Consider the following 14,109-nt stretch of genomic DNA (forward strand, 5'->3'; position numbering starts at 1 on the left):
GCTTGGTATTGAGCTTGGCCAGGTAAGAAATCTCTTCTGATCCGAAAGCCTGAGCGCGGAGCGCTAGTGACATTGGATTTCGGAATAAGATCCTACAGGTCAAAGTAAAAGCCGCTCATCCAGGGCCAGGCCCACACCCAACCCGGACCGCGGAAGAAGCTACCAGCCAGGGTGATGACCGCCCAGAACATCAGGAACATGGTAAAGGTCACAATAGCGACCTTGCGGTCAGCGTAAGCACGGCTGGGATTGCGGTCAACATAGGGCAGGACCGCAAGAGCCGCCAGTGTCAGGCCAGGAACCAGCACACCAGCCGTGGAAGGCGGGAAGTAGTGCAAGAGTTCCTGCAAGCCCAGGAAGTACCATGGGGCCTTGGCAGGGTTCGGCGTCGTATTGGGATCGGCCGGCTCCTTAAGCGGAGCATCGATCACCAGTGACAGCAACGTAATCATGACGGTGAGCATGGTCGCGGCGAAGAACTCGCGAACCAGCAGGTGAGGCCACACGAAGACCGAGTCTTCGAGCGGCTTCTCCACACGGGTGATCGCTTCCTGCTTCACTACAGCCAGAGTACGGTAACGTCGCTGTGTCGCCGATGCTTGTGTCTGTACCTTATCTTTAGGTTCAATTGCCATAGAGGTTTCCTCTCCAAAGCACCGTAGAAGTACGGAACAAATGCACTTGACTAGCGAGTGGCACTAAGCGCTTCACGCTCCGCAGCTCGGGTTTCGAGTTCACGACGCGAAGGAGGAGGAGGACCAGCCTCACCACCATCCTTACGGATGCGCCAGAAGTGAACGGCCATAAGCAGGGCGCCCGCCAGCGGGAGCAGAATGACGTGACCGACATAGAAACGGATCAACGTTGCCTGAGCGACGGCACCGCCACCAACGAGGACCTTGTAGACAGGATCACCCAGCAGAGGGGTGTAAGGCGCCAGGTTGGTACCTACCGTGATAGCCCAGATCGCGATCTGGTCCCAGGGTAGCAGGTAACCGGTAAAACTCAAGAACAGAGTAACGAAGAAGAGTAGTACGCCCACAACCCAGTTGAACTCTCTGGGTGGCTTATAGGCACCATGATAGAAGACGCGAATCATGTGTAGCGTCACGGACACGACCATCAAGTGTGCGGACCAGCGATGCATGTTACGCACAAGGTGGCCGAAGGAAACGGCGCTACTTAGCTGGTTAATATTCTGATAAGCTTGCGTGGTGTCTGGGACATAATAAAACATCAGAAAGACACCGGTAATCGTCAGCAGCAGGAAGAGGAAAAACGAGATACCACCCATACACCAGGTATATGTGATTTTCATCGCCTGACGGCTGACCTTTACAGGATGGAGGTGCAGAAATACGTTCCCCATCATGACCAGTGACTGGTTCAAGGGCGTATCAGGATAGCCGTGGCGGAAGATAGAACGCCACACCTGACTCTGAACGATTTTCTGCGTCGCCATGTCAAGCAAGCTTTTCTTATTTGAAGTAGAGCTCACTGTGCCTCCTCAAAGGATCAAGACTTTCAATAAAGTTATGTTTGCAAATAATTCTGAACGACCGTGAGGCTGATTATAACACAACCAACCCTGAAGGAGTACTATTTGCTCCCTCGGCCCCCCCTCTTGTCCCACCACCCATAGGAGAAGTGGGATAAGCCACTCAACAAGGCTTTTACTAAGATCTTGTTCCGAAACCTCCCCATTCGGGGACACGGCAACCCCCATTCGGGGGCGCGCGCCACTCATGTGTCTAGCGCTTTGCGCTCAGGGTGTGCGGATAAGAAGTCCTCTTGTTCCGAAACCCAACGCCACTCTCGTGGCTAGCGCTTTGCGCTCAGGGGTTCGGATAGGAAGTCCTCTTGTTCCGAAACCCAACGCCACTCTCGTGGCTAGCGCTTTGCGCTCAGGGGTTCGGATAGGAAGTATCTGCAAATCAGATTATAATAAAAATTTCCGCCAAAAGGGAGAGTAGAAACTCATAGCTAGCCTTTCCCTCCCCCCATTCACCAGGAAGCCCCTGGGTAAAAAAGGTATCGCGAGTCAGCGTACCTGTTCATCTGAGATGGCCCATTTGGGTGAAAGGAGCCTGTGAAGTCCTCGATTCAAGTTGCCTGAAAGGGCATACGGGCACCTGGGGTTGCTGTTGAGTTGCCTGGGATTGCCAGTTAGTGGATGCACTCCATTCTGACCTAGCTTACCCCCGCACACCAGGAGATACATCAGGTACTTACCTGATTTTTTCCAGGGATTCACCTGATTCTCAGGAATGAGGAGGGAGCATTTCTGGCTTGAGAGGCCGTTTGACAGTTCCGACAAAGAACCGATACAATTACAGAGAGGAAGGGTACAAACACACGCGGTACCGAAGAAGAAGATTACAGACAGTCGGAGAGGATTGTTGCCCCATGGCGCACGCTGATACCAGGCCGATCTATCGGGGAATCCTGAAGAGGAATACCTTACTGAGGCAACTCTTTCGCATTCCCGCCTTATATAAAGTGCTCATCGCCAATAGCTTTATTATCTTCGTAGGAGCAACGGCAGGCACATGGTTGGCGACCCATATCAATACGTATGGACCCAGTGGCCTCCTGATTTTTGTCGTCATTGGCTGGTCTATGAGCGTTATTTTGAACTTTGTGCTGCTCCAGATCGCCTTCAGACCCTTGATTGAACTGGGCCGGATTATGGGACGGGTCCGCGAGGGTGACCGCACCCAGCGCGCCGATGTGACCGGCTTTGATCCCCTGGCGGACCAGCTAGCTGGCACATTTAACATGATGCTGGAAGCAATTGATGACGCCAATCGCCAGCGCGCCTCACAGATCACCAATGCCATGGAGGAAGAGCGCAAACGTATCGCACGTGAGCTGCACGATGAGACCTCACAGGTGCTCACCTCGCTCTTGATCAGCCTGGCCGTCCTTGAGGAGTCGGTTAAGACGCAGGACGCGCGAGACCGCATCGCGGATACGCGCATGCTGGCCCACCAGACGCTGCGCGCCATCCGCAATCTGAGCATCGACCTGCGCCCAAGCGCACTCGACGACCTGGGCCTGGTGCCCGCGCTACGCTGGTATGTGAAAGAATACCAACAGAAGTTTCCCGTCTCAATCAGCTTTCAGGCGGTGGGCTTTAAAGAGCGACTCAATAACGACCTGGAGACCGTCCTCTATCGCATTGTGCAGGAGGCCCTGACCAATATCGCCAAACATGCCCAGGCCCAAAATGCGACGGTCATGCTCAAAGAGGACCAGGATGGCATTTATGCTACCATTACCGACGACGGGCGTGGCTTTAATGCGGACCAGTTAAGAGGAAGTCCCGGGGCCGGGCAGGAGCGAGGTTGGGGTCTGGTCGGCATGCGCGAACGCGCGGACCTTTTTGATGGCACGCTTAACATTGAATCACAGCCAGGGAAGGGCACAACGGTCCAGGTTTATATTCCCCTCCCCAAAGAGAAGCTAAAAAAGTATAATTATGAAAAAGTGTAAAACGCATTTGTGTATCGGGTTATTCAGCAATTTTCGCACCAGATAGGGCTTATATGAAAATACGTATCTTACTGGCAGATGACCATACAATCTTGCGCGCAGGCTTGAAAATGATGCTCAACGCCCAGCCAGACATGGAGGTCGTGGGCGAGGCACAGGATGGGAAACAGGCAATCCAGGAGACACAGCGCCTACAACCTGATATTGTCCTGATGGATATTACCATGCCCGATCTCAACGGCATCGAAGCCACCAAACAGATTAAAAAGATCGCACCCGACGTCAAAATACTTGTGCTGACCATGCATGAACACGATGAGTATGTTTTTCAAGCGCTACGGGCCGGAGCCTCGGGCTATATGCTCAAAGAAGCGGCGGATACTGAGTTAATCACGGCCTTGCATGTCATCTTGAGTGGGCAGTTCTACCTCTCACCCGCCGCGCAATCGGTCATGGTAGGAGATTATCTCCAGCGGTCAAAAACTGGTGAAGAGAAGGATAGTTATAGCAGCCTGACGGAGCGCGAGCGCGAGATCCTCAAGCTAGTAGCAGAGGGCTTTACCAATAATCAGATCGCCGAGCGCCTGGTCATCAGTCCCAAAACAGTAGATACGCACCGCACCCATATCATGGATAAACTGAATCTGCATAGCCGCGCGGAGCTGGTCAAATATGCTATGCGCAGAGGGCTGCTGGAGGACTAAGCGCCTGCGAGCGCAACCACTCCAATCGCCATAGGTGCCCGATTTATCGCAGAAATACCGAATTACAGGCAATTTGCCATAAAGGCACATCTTGCTCCCATATGGAAGACCTCATGGCGCCATCCGGGAGGCAAGGGCGAAGCCAGGCGATATGCTTGGTTGCGCCCCTGTATCACTGCGATAAATCGCCTTGCGCGCGATAAATCGAGCGCCTATGGCCGTAAGATGCTCTATTTCCCAGCAGAATCAATCAATATGCCATGAGCTATCGTAATTCGTTTTCGTCGAAATCAGTGGCTTCGTTATTCTCTTCGGCGAAATACTCATCGCTAAAGAAGCCAACGTCACGACCGACGTAGACGCTTACCAGGAAGTCATCACGCGGCATATCAGCCGAGAGCACAAGATCCTCGTCAATTTGTTCAATGAGTTTGGTGAGTTCGGTCTCCTCTAGCTCTCGCTCCAGGATGAGCGTGCCATGAACAGCCGTTGTTGTAAAGTGGATGTCAACGGTTCCCAGGCGATTATTATTTTGCAGGCTATTGCCCTGCATAATGTAGTAGCCCTCGGAATAAGGCGTGCGAAAATGTCGCTCAAAACGAATGTCTTCTAACATTCCTCCCACGCAGCCAGTTGCCTCGCTGCTCTCCTTTCGTCGTGCTTGCGCAATGCTGCTTGGAGCTATTCCCCAGCCCATCGGGCATACGTGGTAAATACTGGACGCTTAGCTACATGCGCACCAAAATCGCTCTCGCGGTATATCGAAAGCAATTATACCATACCAATCTCATCGTGGAAGAGGTCAGGCAGGGGGAGAATTTAGTAAATATGAAGAGCAAGGGTGTGCCGAACAGCACACCCTTGCTCTTCATATTTTAGGCTAACGACTGCAATGGGGTCAGCGCTTTGACTATAAGAATTTGAAGGTGGAGCGGGCATGAGAGAAGAACGATTGCTCATACTGTGCATAGTCCTTCTGCGGCGCCTCCAGGGTGAGCAGGTAGAGATGGTTATTGTGCATGGTGGCGAGTAAAATGCCGGTATAGTTTGCGTTGCGTATCACAAGCGAGCCATGCAGTTGCTTCCACTGCTCCCCGCCGAAGGTCAGCGTCTCACTGGGCGTCATGTTATCCATACTCAGCTTTGTCGCTTGCTGATTCAGATACTTGGCGAGATCACCGGGGTCCTGGTCAGAGACCGCGATAGTGATAAAGCCCGTCTGAGCGTCAGCGTGCGCACTATCGGCATTGGCAATCGTGACGCTATGCTGGGCGGAATCGGCCTTCCAGGACCAATCGTCTGGAACCTCCATCGAGACATTGACACTGGTATCACTAAAGGTTTGCCAGGTATGCAGTGGCTGGCTAAAGGGATGCCCAAGCGTGAGCCAGACAGCCGAGAGTGCAATGCCCAGAACAAGCACCACAGCAATCCCAGCAATGATGAGCTTCCCACGCGAGCTTTTTCTCGCCGCAGGTGCCACGGGTTGTACAGGCTGTGACACGGGATTTGGTGTCGCTGGCATAGAGGAGGCAGGTACTCCCTGCCAGTTCTGGGCTGGGTGGGGCGTCTCTGGCGTGATTTCACCAGGAAAACGCCCGTTGGGGTCTAACCCGAGGAAGGGTGTCGCACCAACATCTGGCCGCTGCTGAGGGCGTGGAGTGGAGGGCAACACCTCGAAGGGCGGATGCGCATCGAGGCCCAGGAAAGGGGTCGCGCCAACAGGTGGCTGAGGCGCCGGAGCGGTGTTCGCACGCTCAGGCCTGGGGAGGGCCTCAGCCTGAGGAGGGCGAAGGCTATTCCCACGCTCCGCTAGCGGGAACGCATCGCCGCTGCCCGAGATAGATTGTGTACGCTCAGCGGCTGGGCCAGGCCCTTGCGCAGCGGAGGGAGCCTGGGCCTGAAGCGGTGTGGTATGCAATTGCTCAAAATCTTCGCGACGCTGGCGCTCTTGCTCCTCTTGCTCTTTACGCACATCACTGACCTGAAGCGCTTGTGTGGGGATAGCGTCTATGTCCTCGTTCTGGTGCGGCTGTTCATCCTGCCAGGCGTGTGGAGCAATTGTGGCCTCCTGCGACCAATCCCTGCCTGTTTCAGGCTGCTTGCTAACATTTGGAGATGCGAATGGCTCGACTTTGGACTGAGGGACAGCGGCAAAACGCGACAGGTCATCATCCGAAAACACTGCCGGTGAGGGCTGGCGCGGCTGCTGAGAGCCTTCTTTCGCGGAAGGCTCTTTAACTATGGTATGTGTCACGGGATCTGGCCAAGAAAACTCGCCGACAGGCTGTGGGCGAGGACGAGCGGGAGTGGGAGGTGGAGTTTGCTCCACACGCGCAGCCAGCTTGACAGGCTCAGGAGAGGGTTTGTCTTGAGAGCGCGCGCCTGGACCTTTCTCTAAGCGTTCCATCCAGGCAGGAGACACATCCCCCTGCTCAGGCAAGGGCTTCTCCTCACGCTCGCCAGCGGGAGCGTTTTTTTCCGCACCAGCAGGGGCGCCGGTCTTCCCTTTTGAATGAGGACTAAAAGGATGCGAAGGGACAAGAGTGCCACAATTATTACAGAACCGGGCGTCCTCTCCTGGTAACGCCTGGCCACAATTAGCACATTTCAATTCCACAGAAATGTCTCCTACCTCTAGCTTCGGATGAAACGTTTGATAGTATATAAAATAATGTCTTGTGTTTTAACAGTCAAGCATAGAGCTAATGAGCTGGACGCAAGATAGAAACACAGCAATGTATAAAATAGATATCCAGGTACAACTTCTCGCCACTCCGTGGGATATGGGATGGGATGTGAAGGGCCTGCGGCCTTTCCCCACATCCTCTACACTTGTAACGTAGTATGGACACGCAATGGCGCATTTAGTACTTGTAGGGTCCAAGCGAGCCTGGACCCTACAATACCACAGAAATACGGGCCATTCCTCCCCGGTCTTTGCAAGCCGGGGAGGAATGGCCGTTCCTTACGGGCTAGTTGGGGCAGCGTGCCGTGTCCCAACCTGGTAGGCGTAGCCAGTGCTGCGCCCGATCAGCCGACAAAAGCGATGAGGCACATCGGTGACCTTGCCGTGCGCCGTCGTGATGGTAAAGTATCCGCTGGCTTTCACCGCCACGCGCCCCACGTGGGTGCCCCGGCAGGCAAAGCGCTCGGGAACTACGGCTCGCACCAGGTCCCCCGTTTGATACCCGAAGTACCGTTTGTGGCGTCTGCGATGGCTGACCGGGAACCCCTGTTTATTGACGTTGCACAGCCGCCGATGCCCACGCCCCGTCGCGTGTATGAGCAAGGGCACGATGTCCGCCGTGCGCAGGCCCTCAGGCGTGGAGGCTCCTACGGCTGCCGCGTCGAGCCAATGCGTCTTGGGGAGGGCCCGTTTGCTCCTATTATATTTGGTCAGGCCCCCAGAGCCGGTTTCCAGCGGGAGTCCGGTAGCTTTGAGCCGCTCAAACAAGCGCCATCGCGTCGCATTGACAGCCGTCGTATCTTTGAGCGGCGCCTTGACCTGCTTCAAGATGCGCTCCAGGCGCCCAGGATCATGAGCGAGGAAGTCTCGAATATCCTGGGTGCCTTTTGCCAGGTTGCAGGCTTCACACGCCAGGGTAAGGTTGGAGACCCGCTGGCTTCCGCCCCTGGCGCGCGCAACGATGTGTTCCAGTTGGAGCGGGATGCCCGTCGCTCCGCAGTACGCACATGCCCTTCCCCATTTCTCCAGGCAATACTCCCGCACTTCATAGCCGAACAGGGTGCCCTGCTGATACTCGATGCCGGAGATGTCCGGGTGCTCCATCTTCTGCAGATCGAAGCGCACCAGTTCCTGGGAGAGCGCGCTCACGTGCGCGATCCTGCTGATTCGCGTGACCCAGGCGAGAATGTTTTCCACCCGCGAGAGGAGCGAGGGTGGCAGCCAGCCGGCTCTGCGCCTGCGGTTGGCAAAGCGCGGGGTGCGATAGCGGGTCTTGCGGGATCGGCGCCCTCGGCGTACCATCCGGCGGGTGTCCAGGGCTTTTTTTGATCGCGGCTCCCCGATGGGTGAGTTCGGCGGCCCAGACAACCTCCCCGCCCGCGTCATCCACCAGCGCCAACCCCGTGGTGCGGGCTCCCGGATCGATCTTGAGCCGCAGTGGGGCGGGGGCAGGATGCTCGACTTCTCGTTTGAGGATGATGGTAAAGGGAGCGGTCCGATAGACGGCGGCCTTTCCCGTGGTGAGCAATCGACGTGCTCGCCCCGGATGGACCGGGGTCAGCGGTTGCTTGAGTGGATCGACGACAAAGACGTTGGACATGGTTCCTTCCTTTGTGCCCTTGCGGGCCTCCGCTTGCGCGGGTAATGCTCACCTCGACAACGTGTGCAAGAGGTTTGTTGGAAAGCGCACCGGCTTCTCCCTCTACACCTTTTAACGCTTCCCCGCAGAGGTTCAGGCTGGTGAAGCACCTGAACGTGCCTATGGACATCGGCGGTGCCGTATTCGCTTGCAACGGAGCCCGATGGGAGGAGCCTGCTCCTCCCCTGGCTGAGTCTGCTCATGTCTCGGGCCTGCGGACGGCGCGAGCGCCCCTCGCAAGCCCCCGCATTCGATGCGGGGGTACATGACGTATGTAGTACTAAGGGCAATAAAGTATTTTACTTAAGGGTGAGTACGGCTTCGCGCTCCTCGGGCGTGGCAAGTACTTGCTGGTTCTTTACCAGTTCAACCAGTTTCTTGCGGCCCTTGGGGCTACCGATCATCAGCACACCTACGAGTTTGTTGTCGCGCAAGAAGAGCTTGCGATAGTTCTCGTTCCCCTTCTCGCCGGGTTCGCGACGTGTGACCGTTTCCAGTTCTGGGTTATTGGATTCAGCGGTACCAACGACGGCAATATTGACGTCGAAGAGAGGGCTGGTATAGGTTGGCACATCGAGATAGGCCTGGTGTCCGCCACCCATATTGGTGCCAGCGATACGCCCATGGGCCATGGCGTTGTCCCAGGTGCCCATGGTGTGATGGTAGCCAATCGTGGGATCATAGAACTCGGCGACGTCGCCAGCGGCATAGACGCCCTCAACATTAGTCTCCAGAAACTCGTCGACGACGATACCACCACGAACTTTAATGTGTGTGTGTTCCACAAGTTGCGTATTGAGGGTAATGCCCAGTCCGATACCGATCATGTCGGCCTGGATCTCGCGCCCCTTTTTGGTCTTGACATAACTGGGCACACCATTTTTGGGCACGACGCTCTCGATTTCGTCGCCGTGGATGACCTCAACACCAAACTTACGCGCGATATTATCCACGACCTCGCCACCCTCAGCGTCAAGCGCGCTACGCAGCCAGTAGGGGCCACGCATGAGCCAGGTCGTATCCAGTTTGCGGACCGCGAAGCCATCACACAATTCGTAAGAAATAAAGCTACCACCATACGCCAGGGCCGTCTTTGACTCAAGCATACGCTCAATAATCGTCTTGGTGTCATCAAGCGTTACGAAGTTATAGATATGTTTCGCATCTGAGGCCCCAGGAACGTTGAGCGAGTTAGCCCAGCCGCCGGTTGCAATCAACAAGGCGTCATATGGAAGCTGCTGCCCCTTGTCGGTCACCACAACGCGCTCTTCGGTATTGATCGACACGGCCAGGGTTTCACGCATCAGCGTAATGTTTCGCTGCTCATGCCAGGCGACGTCACGAATCATGACTTTCTGTTCGACAATAACACCTTGTAAAAAACGCGGAAGCGAGACGCGATTATAGAGAGGATACGCCTCATTGGTCAGCAAATGAATGCTGCAATTGGGATCATTCTTGCGAAGCGTCTCCGCAGCGGTTGTGCCAGCAATCCCGTTCCCGATAATGACATATCTTTTTTCGTGCGTTGCCAAGTAAGTCACTCCTTATTAGCGAAATGTCCACCCTGAAGCTTGTAGCTTCTGTTTTGTGTGCATCTTAACATAGTCATTGTGAGAAAACTATCCCTTCTTTACATTCATCGTTGATCATGCATTTTTCCCATGCATTTTTCTACTGGGCGGCAGTGGACACAAGCACTCCGGGAACGGCACTGTTCAGGGCTGGCTACAGCACAATGAATAAGATGCACATGTGGATAGTTTTCTTTATATAATGTCGCATACAACTAAGGAAACGCAACAGTATGGGGCAGAAATAGGAAGGTAAGGTAAGGTAAGATACAGGTTAGCAAGCGACCAATAAGAGAGGAGAAAGCAAACAGGTATAGGCCCGAGAGGCTGAAGAGCAGCAAGCGGCGGGCGGGGAAAAGCTGCCTTATGCGTCCCCGACAGGAAGCAAGGTAACCACGATATGTTCGGCGAGGTCAACACTGATAAGATGCTCCTCTTGTGCGCCCGGCTTCCCTACAAGCACGCGCAGGGGGCCATTAAAGGGGGCTCGCTCTATGATCTGGATCGAAGCTTCTGGGTAAAGGCCCAGTTTACCAAGGTAGCAGAGCTTCTCAGAATCCTGGTCGCTGACGCGAATGATCCGCGCCGGGGTAGCAACGGGAAATTGTGAGAGTTGCTGGCCCTGGCGGCGCATAATAACGCCATCCTTGCTGGGAATAGGGTCGCCGTGAGGATCAACGGTAGGATAACCCAGCAAAGCATCAAGCTTCTCTTCAAACTCCTCGGAGATGACATGCTCTAAGCGGTCAGCCTCTTCGTGGACCTTATCCCAGGTATAGCCAAGCTCACGCGCCAGGTAGAGTTCGAGCAGGCGATGGTGGCGAATAATCTCAATGGCTTTACGTTCGCCCAGTTCGGTCAGACGCACACCATGATAGGGAACATGCTCTACCCAGCCCGCGGTCGCGAAGTCCTTGAACATCATCGTGACGGTGGCATCACTGACACCTAATTTCTCGCTCACGATAGAAGTTGAGACTTTCTGGCCGCGTTCTTGCAACGAGTAAATTAATTTGAGGCAATCACTGATACGCGGTGCCAGTTCCTGGATAGATTTGTGCACCATACCCTCCGCTTTGTCCGAACGTAATTTTGCATCCTCTATGGATGCATGATATCAAAAAGGCAAGATGAATGCAAGGGAAAATAGTGTGAGGCGTATAAGCAGCAATTGCTGCTTATACGCCTCACACTATTTTCCCTGGTTTAGATTCTTTCAATAAGAGGAGAGTCAGGTTACCTGGAATCAGGTTCAAGAGCATGGTATGCTTTCAGTATGGATGAGAAAACGTTTTATGAGACCTTGCCAAAGAAGCGCATGGGGACGGCGGCCCTCTTTTTTGATGAGGGCGAGAGAATTCTGATAGTGAAGCCAAATTACCGGCCAGACTGGCTCTTTCCAGGAGGAATTGTGGACCCCGATGAGTCACCCCTGAGCGCGTGCAAACGCGAGGTGCTGGAGGAATTGAGCTTGCGTATCCCCATTACGCGTTTATTGTGCGTGGATTACAAGGGGCAAGACGGCCTCAAAACGGAGAGTTTACAGTTTATTTTCTATGGAGGCGTGCTCAGCGAGGAGGAGGTCACCAGCATTCGCCTTCAGGAAGCCGAGTTAATTGAATATCGTTTCGCCACCTACGACGAGGCATGCGAGTTGCTCAGCACACGCCTGGCGGCCGCGCTGCCCCTGGCCCTGAAGGCCCTCACCCAGCAAGGAGCCATCTATCACGAGTTCTAAGATGTTGTAGGGTCCATGCTGGCATGGACTAGTTCGCACAGATCAAGCACATCCTCTGGCGAAAAGAGTCCATGCCAGCATGGATGGACCCTACAACGTTTTTTAGTGGGCGGGACGCAGGGCCGCGACCACCATAGCCACCACACTGATAATACAGCAGACGAGGAAGGCAGAGTGCAGGCCGCTCATAAAGATGGCCAGAGCCTGCGGATACTTGCTCATGCCACCACCATAGATGAAGACAGCCATCATCGCGTCCTGGGGTACCTTGCTCAGAGCAATGGGGAAGACAATCGCGATACTCAACATCTGCCCCGTGTTATTGAGCATATTGAGGATGCCAGCCGCCGCGCCACGCATCTGAGGGATAACCGAGCTCATAATGGCGTTGGTATTGGGCGAGGTAAAGAAGCCGGAACCACCACCCATCAGTGCCATAAAGACACACAAGAGCCAGAACGGCGTCATCGGCTCGACAAAAACCAGGCCCAGCAAGCCCAGCGCCGAGACGCCCAGGCCAATAGGAGCCAGGAGACGCGAGCCAATGCGGTCCGATAAGCGGCCACTCAAGGGGCCAATAATCATAAACGCCAGGCCAAAGGGCGTCAGCATAAGACCCGCAGCCAACGGATCCTGACCATAGGGACCTTGCAAGAAGAAGATCAAGAGGAAGAGTACCGCGCCACGCGCAATACCGTTGAGCAGGCCACTCAGGCTGGCCATCGTAAAGAGGCGATGACCGAAGAGGCGTAACTGTACAATTGGCTCTTTCACTCGTGGCTCAATAACACCAAAGAGGGCCAGGCAGATCACGCCTCCCACAAAAATGGCGGTAATCACAGGCATAGGAAGCATCGGGAAGGCTAACATGGTCAATGCGAGGAAAACGCCAGTCAGGCCAAGAGCGAGCAGGGTAGCTCCCGCCCAGTCGATATGCTGGTGGGCCTTCAGCCTGACAGGCTCGCGCAGACGCCAGATGCCCCACAACATTCCGAAGATACCGATAGGCACGTTGAAGAGGAAGACCCAGCGCCAGGAGAACTGTGCAAGCAGGCCACCGATAATCGGGCCCAGCAAGAAGCCTGCGGCACCCGCGATCTGGTTCACGCCAAGTCCCAGGCCCACCTGGCCCTTTTTGAAGGCATCGGTCACAATGGCGGTCGAATTCGTAATCATCAATGCACCACCCACGCCCTGGACCACACGACCCGCGATCAGGTCGGCACCGTGGAACTGGGGCTGGGCCAGGCCCGCGATCAGCGAGCCAAGGGTGAACATAAAGAAACCGCTATTATAGAGACGTTTGCGGCCCCAGATGTCCGCCAGGCGCCCCACGATAGGCGTAAGCACGGTCATAATTAACAGGTACGAGAGCAGTACCCACATGATAATGAAGAAAGAAACTTTTAGATCTTCAAGGATATTGGGGAGAACAATAAGAAGTGCAGAACCTTGAATAGAAGCGAGCAATGCACCAACCGTGGTCACAGAGAGAGCCGTCCATTGATAGCCATCATGCTGGCTGGTCGACTCATCTACAGCACCCTCTGGCTGAACATTCTCAGGTGATGAAGATTGGGAAGTTTGCATTCGAATCCTTTCTGAAAAGTAGCGCTGTTCGCAGCAAAAAGCTTCGACAATCTAAATATATGACATACAAACTAATTGTGGCAAGTCGAGACACAAACAAAAAAAAAGAATGGCACGTGCCATTCTTTGGAAAAATTGAAGCTTCTCGTATTACATTTCCAGGTCTATCAAGTGCTGGAGGGCGGGAAGAGCGGCCATAATTCGGGCACGCTCAGTAGCACTTAGTTGCTGGAGACGTGTTTGCAGCGACGCCAGGTAAATCTGATCGTAGACAGCCACGACCTGCTCCCCACGGGTCGTGGGTTGGACCCAGACGGTACGCCAATCTTCTGAGCCGCGAAAGCGTTCAACATAGCCTTGTGCCAGCAGGCGCTTGACCATCGCCGTTGCGGTTGAGGGAGCAACCACCGCCTGCTCGGCTAACTCCTGCATGGTACAGCGCTTGCGCCCCACGAGGATACGCAGGAGCGAGAGTTGGCCAGGAGTGGCCTGAACCTCTGAGAAGTCTTGCCAGCGCGCGTCCTGCTGCGAGTCGCGCGCCGCCAGGACATCGGCATAGATGCGTCGTTGCATACGCGGCATAATCTCTAATAGCTCTATGGCGAGCGCCGCGTCATCATGTTGAGAATCATTCGTCATAATCTATCCATTTTTTCAGTAATCTCAATAGTACCATATCA

11 protein-coding genes and 1 pseudogene are annotated in these 14,109 nt (G+C 54.7%); 3 read left to right on the plus strand and 9 right to left on the minus strand.

The features are described 5' to 3' along the window. Nucleotides 1-92: 92 nt before the first annotated feature. Together JMJ16_RS17835 and extP are read right to left on the minus strand one after the other, a co-directional pair. A complete protein-coding gene (locus JMJ16_RS17835) occupies nucleotides 93-635 on the minus strand; it encodes a hypothetical protein (protein ID WP_201383638.1) in 543 nt (180 codons plus the stop codon). 50 nt (nucleotides 636-685) lie between these two features. Then, nucleotides 686-1,462 carry a selenite/tellurite reduction operon b-type cytochrome ExtP gene (extP, locus tag JMJ16_RS17840; RefSeq protein WP_236601612.1) on the minus strand — a complete coding sequence of 259 codons (777 nt, stop codon included), beginning with the start codon at nucleotides 1,460-1,462 and terminating at the stop codon, nucleotides 686-688. A 944-nt stretch (nucleotides 1,463-2,406) separates the two neighbouring features. On the opposite strand from extP, the gene JMJ16_RS17845 reads away from it, so the two are divergent. Together JMJ16_RS17845 and JMJ16_RS17850 are read left to right on the plus strand one after the other, a co-directional pair. After that, entirely contained in the window at nucleotides 2,407-3,495 is a 1,089-nt protein-coding gene (locus JMJ16_RS17845; protein WP_201383642.1) for a sensor histidine kinase, read from the plus strand. A gap of 53 nt (nucleotides 3,496-3,548) precedes the next feature. Continuing rightward, nucleotides 3,549-4,199, plus strand: a complete 651-nt coding sequence (locus tag JMJ16_RS17850; protein ID WP_007908943.1) for a response regulator transcription factor — start codon at nucleotides 3,549-3,551, stop codon at nucleotides 4,197-4,199. Between the two features lie 265 nt (nucleotides 4,200-4,464). On the opposite strand, the gene JMJ16_RS17855 is transcribed toward JMJ16_RS17850, so the two are convergent. The 5 genes and pseudogenes from JMJ16_RS17855 to JMJ16_RS17875 all read right to left on the minus strand — a co-directional run bounded on the left by JMJ16_RS17855 (nucleotide 4,465) and on the right by JMJ16_RS17875 (nucleotide 11,167). After that, nucleotides 4,465-4,815 (minus strand): hypothetical protein, encoded by a 351-nt coding sequence (locus JMJ16_RS17855; RefSeq protein ID WP_201383643.1) that lies wholly within the window; start codon nucleotides 4,813-4,815, stop codon nucleotides 4,465-4,467. Between the two features lie 294 nt (nucleotides 4,816-5,109). Beyond that, a complete protein-coding gene (locus tag JMJ16_RS17860; RefSeq protein WP_201383645.1) occupies nucleotides 5,110-6,819 on the minus strand; it encodes a zinc ribbon domain-containing protein in 1,710 nt (569 codons plus the stop codon). A gap of 348 nt (nucleotides 6,820-7,167) precedes the next feature. Then, a pseudogene (iscB, locus tag JMJ16_RS17865) lies at nucleotides 7,168-8,488 on the minus strand (RNA-guided endonuclease IscB). Nucleotides 8,489-8,826: 338 nt separating this feature from the next. Continuing rightward, on the minus strand, nucleotides 8,827-10,062 hold the full coding sequence (locus JMJ16_RS17870) for an NAD(P)/FAD-dependent oxidoreductase (protein WP_201383647.1): 1,236 nt from the start codon (nucleotides 10,060-10,062) through the stop codon (nucleotides 8,827-8,829). A gap of 403 nt (nucleotides 10,063-10,465) precedes the next feature. Then, the gene (locus tag JMJ16_RS17875) at nucleotides 10,466-11,167 is read right to left on the minus strand and encodes a metal-dependent transcriptional regulator (RefSeq protein ID WP_236600563.1); all 702 of its coding nucleotides are present in this window, start codon (nucleotides 11,165-11,167) and stop codon (nucleotides 10,466-10,468) included. Between the two features lie 210 nt (nucleotides 11,168-11,377). Here JMJ16_RS17875 and JMJ16_RS17880 point away from each other — a divergent pair, with 210 nt between their 5' ends. After that, entirely contained in the window at nucleotides 11,378-11,839 is a 462-nt protein-coding gene (locus JMJ16_RS17880) for an NUDIX hydrolase (RefSeq protein WP_201383649.1), read from the plus strand. A 102-nt stretch (nucleotides 11,840-11,941) separates the two neighbouring features. Here JMJ16_RS17880 and JMJ16_RS17885 read toward each other — a convergent pair whose 3' ends face one another. Both JMJ16_RS17885 and JMJ16_RS17890 read right to left on the minus strand, forming a co-directional pair. Next, a complete protein-coding gene (locus tag JMJ16_RS17885; RefSeq protein WP_201383651.1) occupies nucleotides 11,942-13,429 on the minus strand; it encodes an MFS transporter in 1,488 nt (495 codons plus the stop codon). A 150-nt stretch (nucleotides 13,430-13,579) separates the two neighbouring features. Next, nucleotides 13,580-14,068 carry a MarR family winged helix-turn-helix transcriptional regulator gene (locus JMJ16_RS17890; protein WP_201383653.1) on the minus strand — a complete coding sequence of 163 codons (489 nt, stop codon included), beginning with the start codon at nucleotides 14,066-14,068 and terminating at the stop codon, nucleotides 13,580-13,582. Nucleotides 14,069-14,109 lie beyond the last annotated feature (41 nt).

The organism is Ktedonobacter sp. SOSP1-52, from assembly GCF_016587395.1.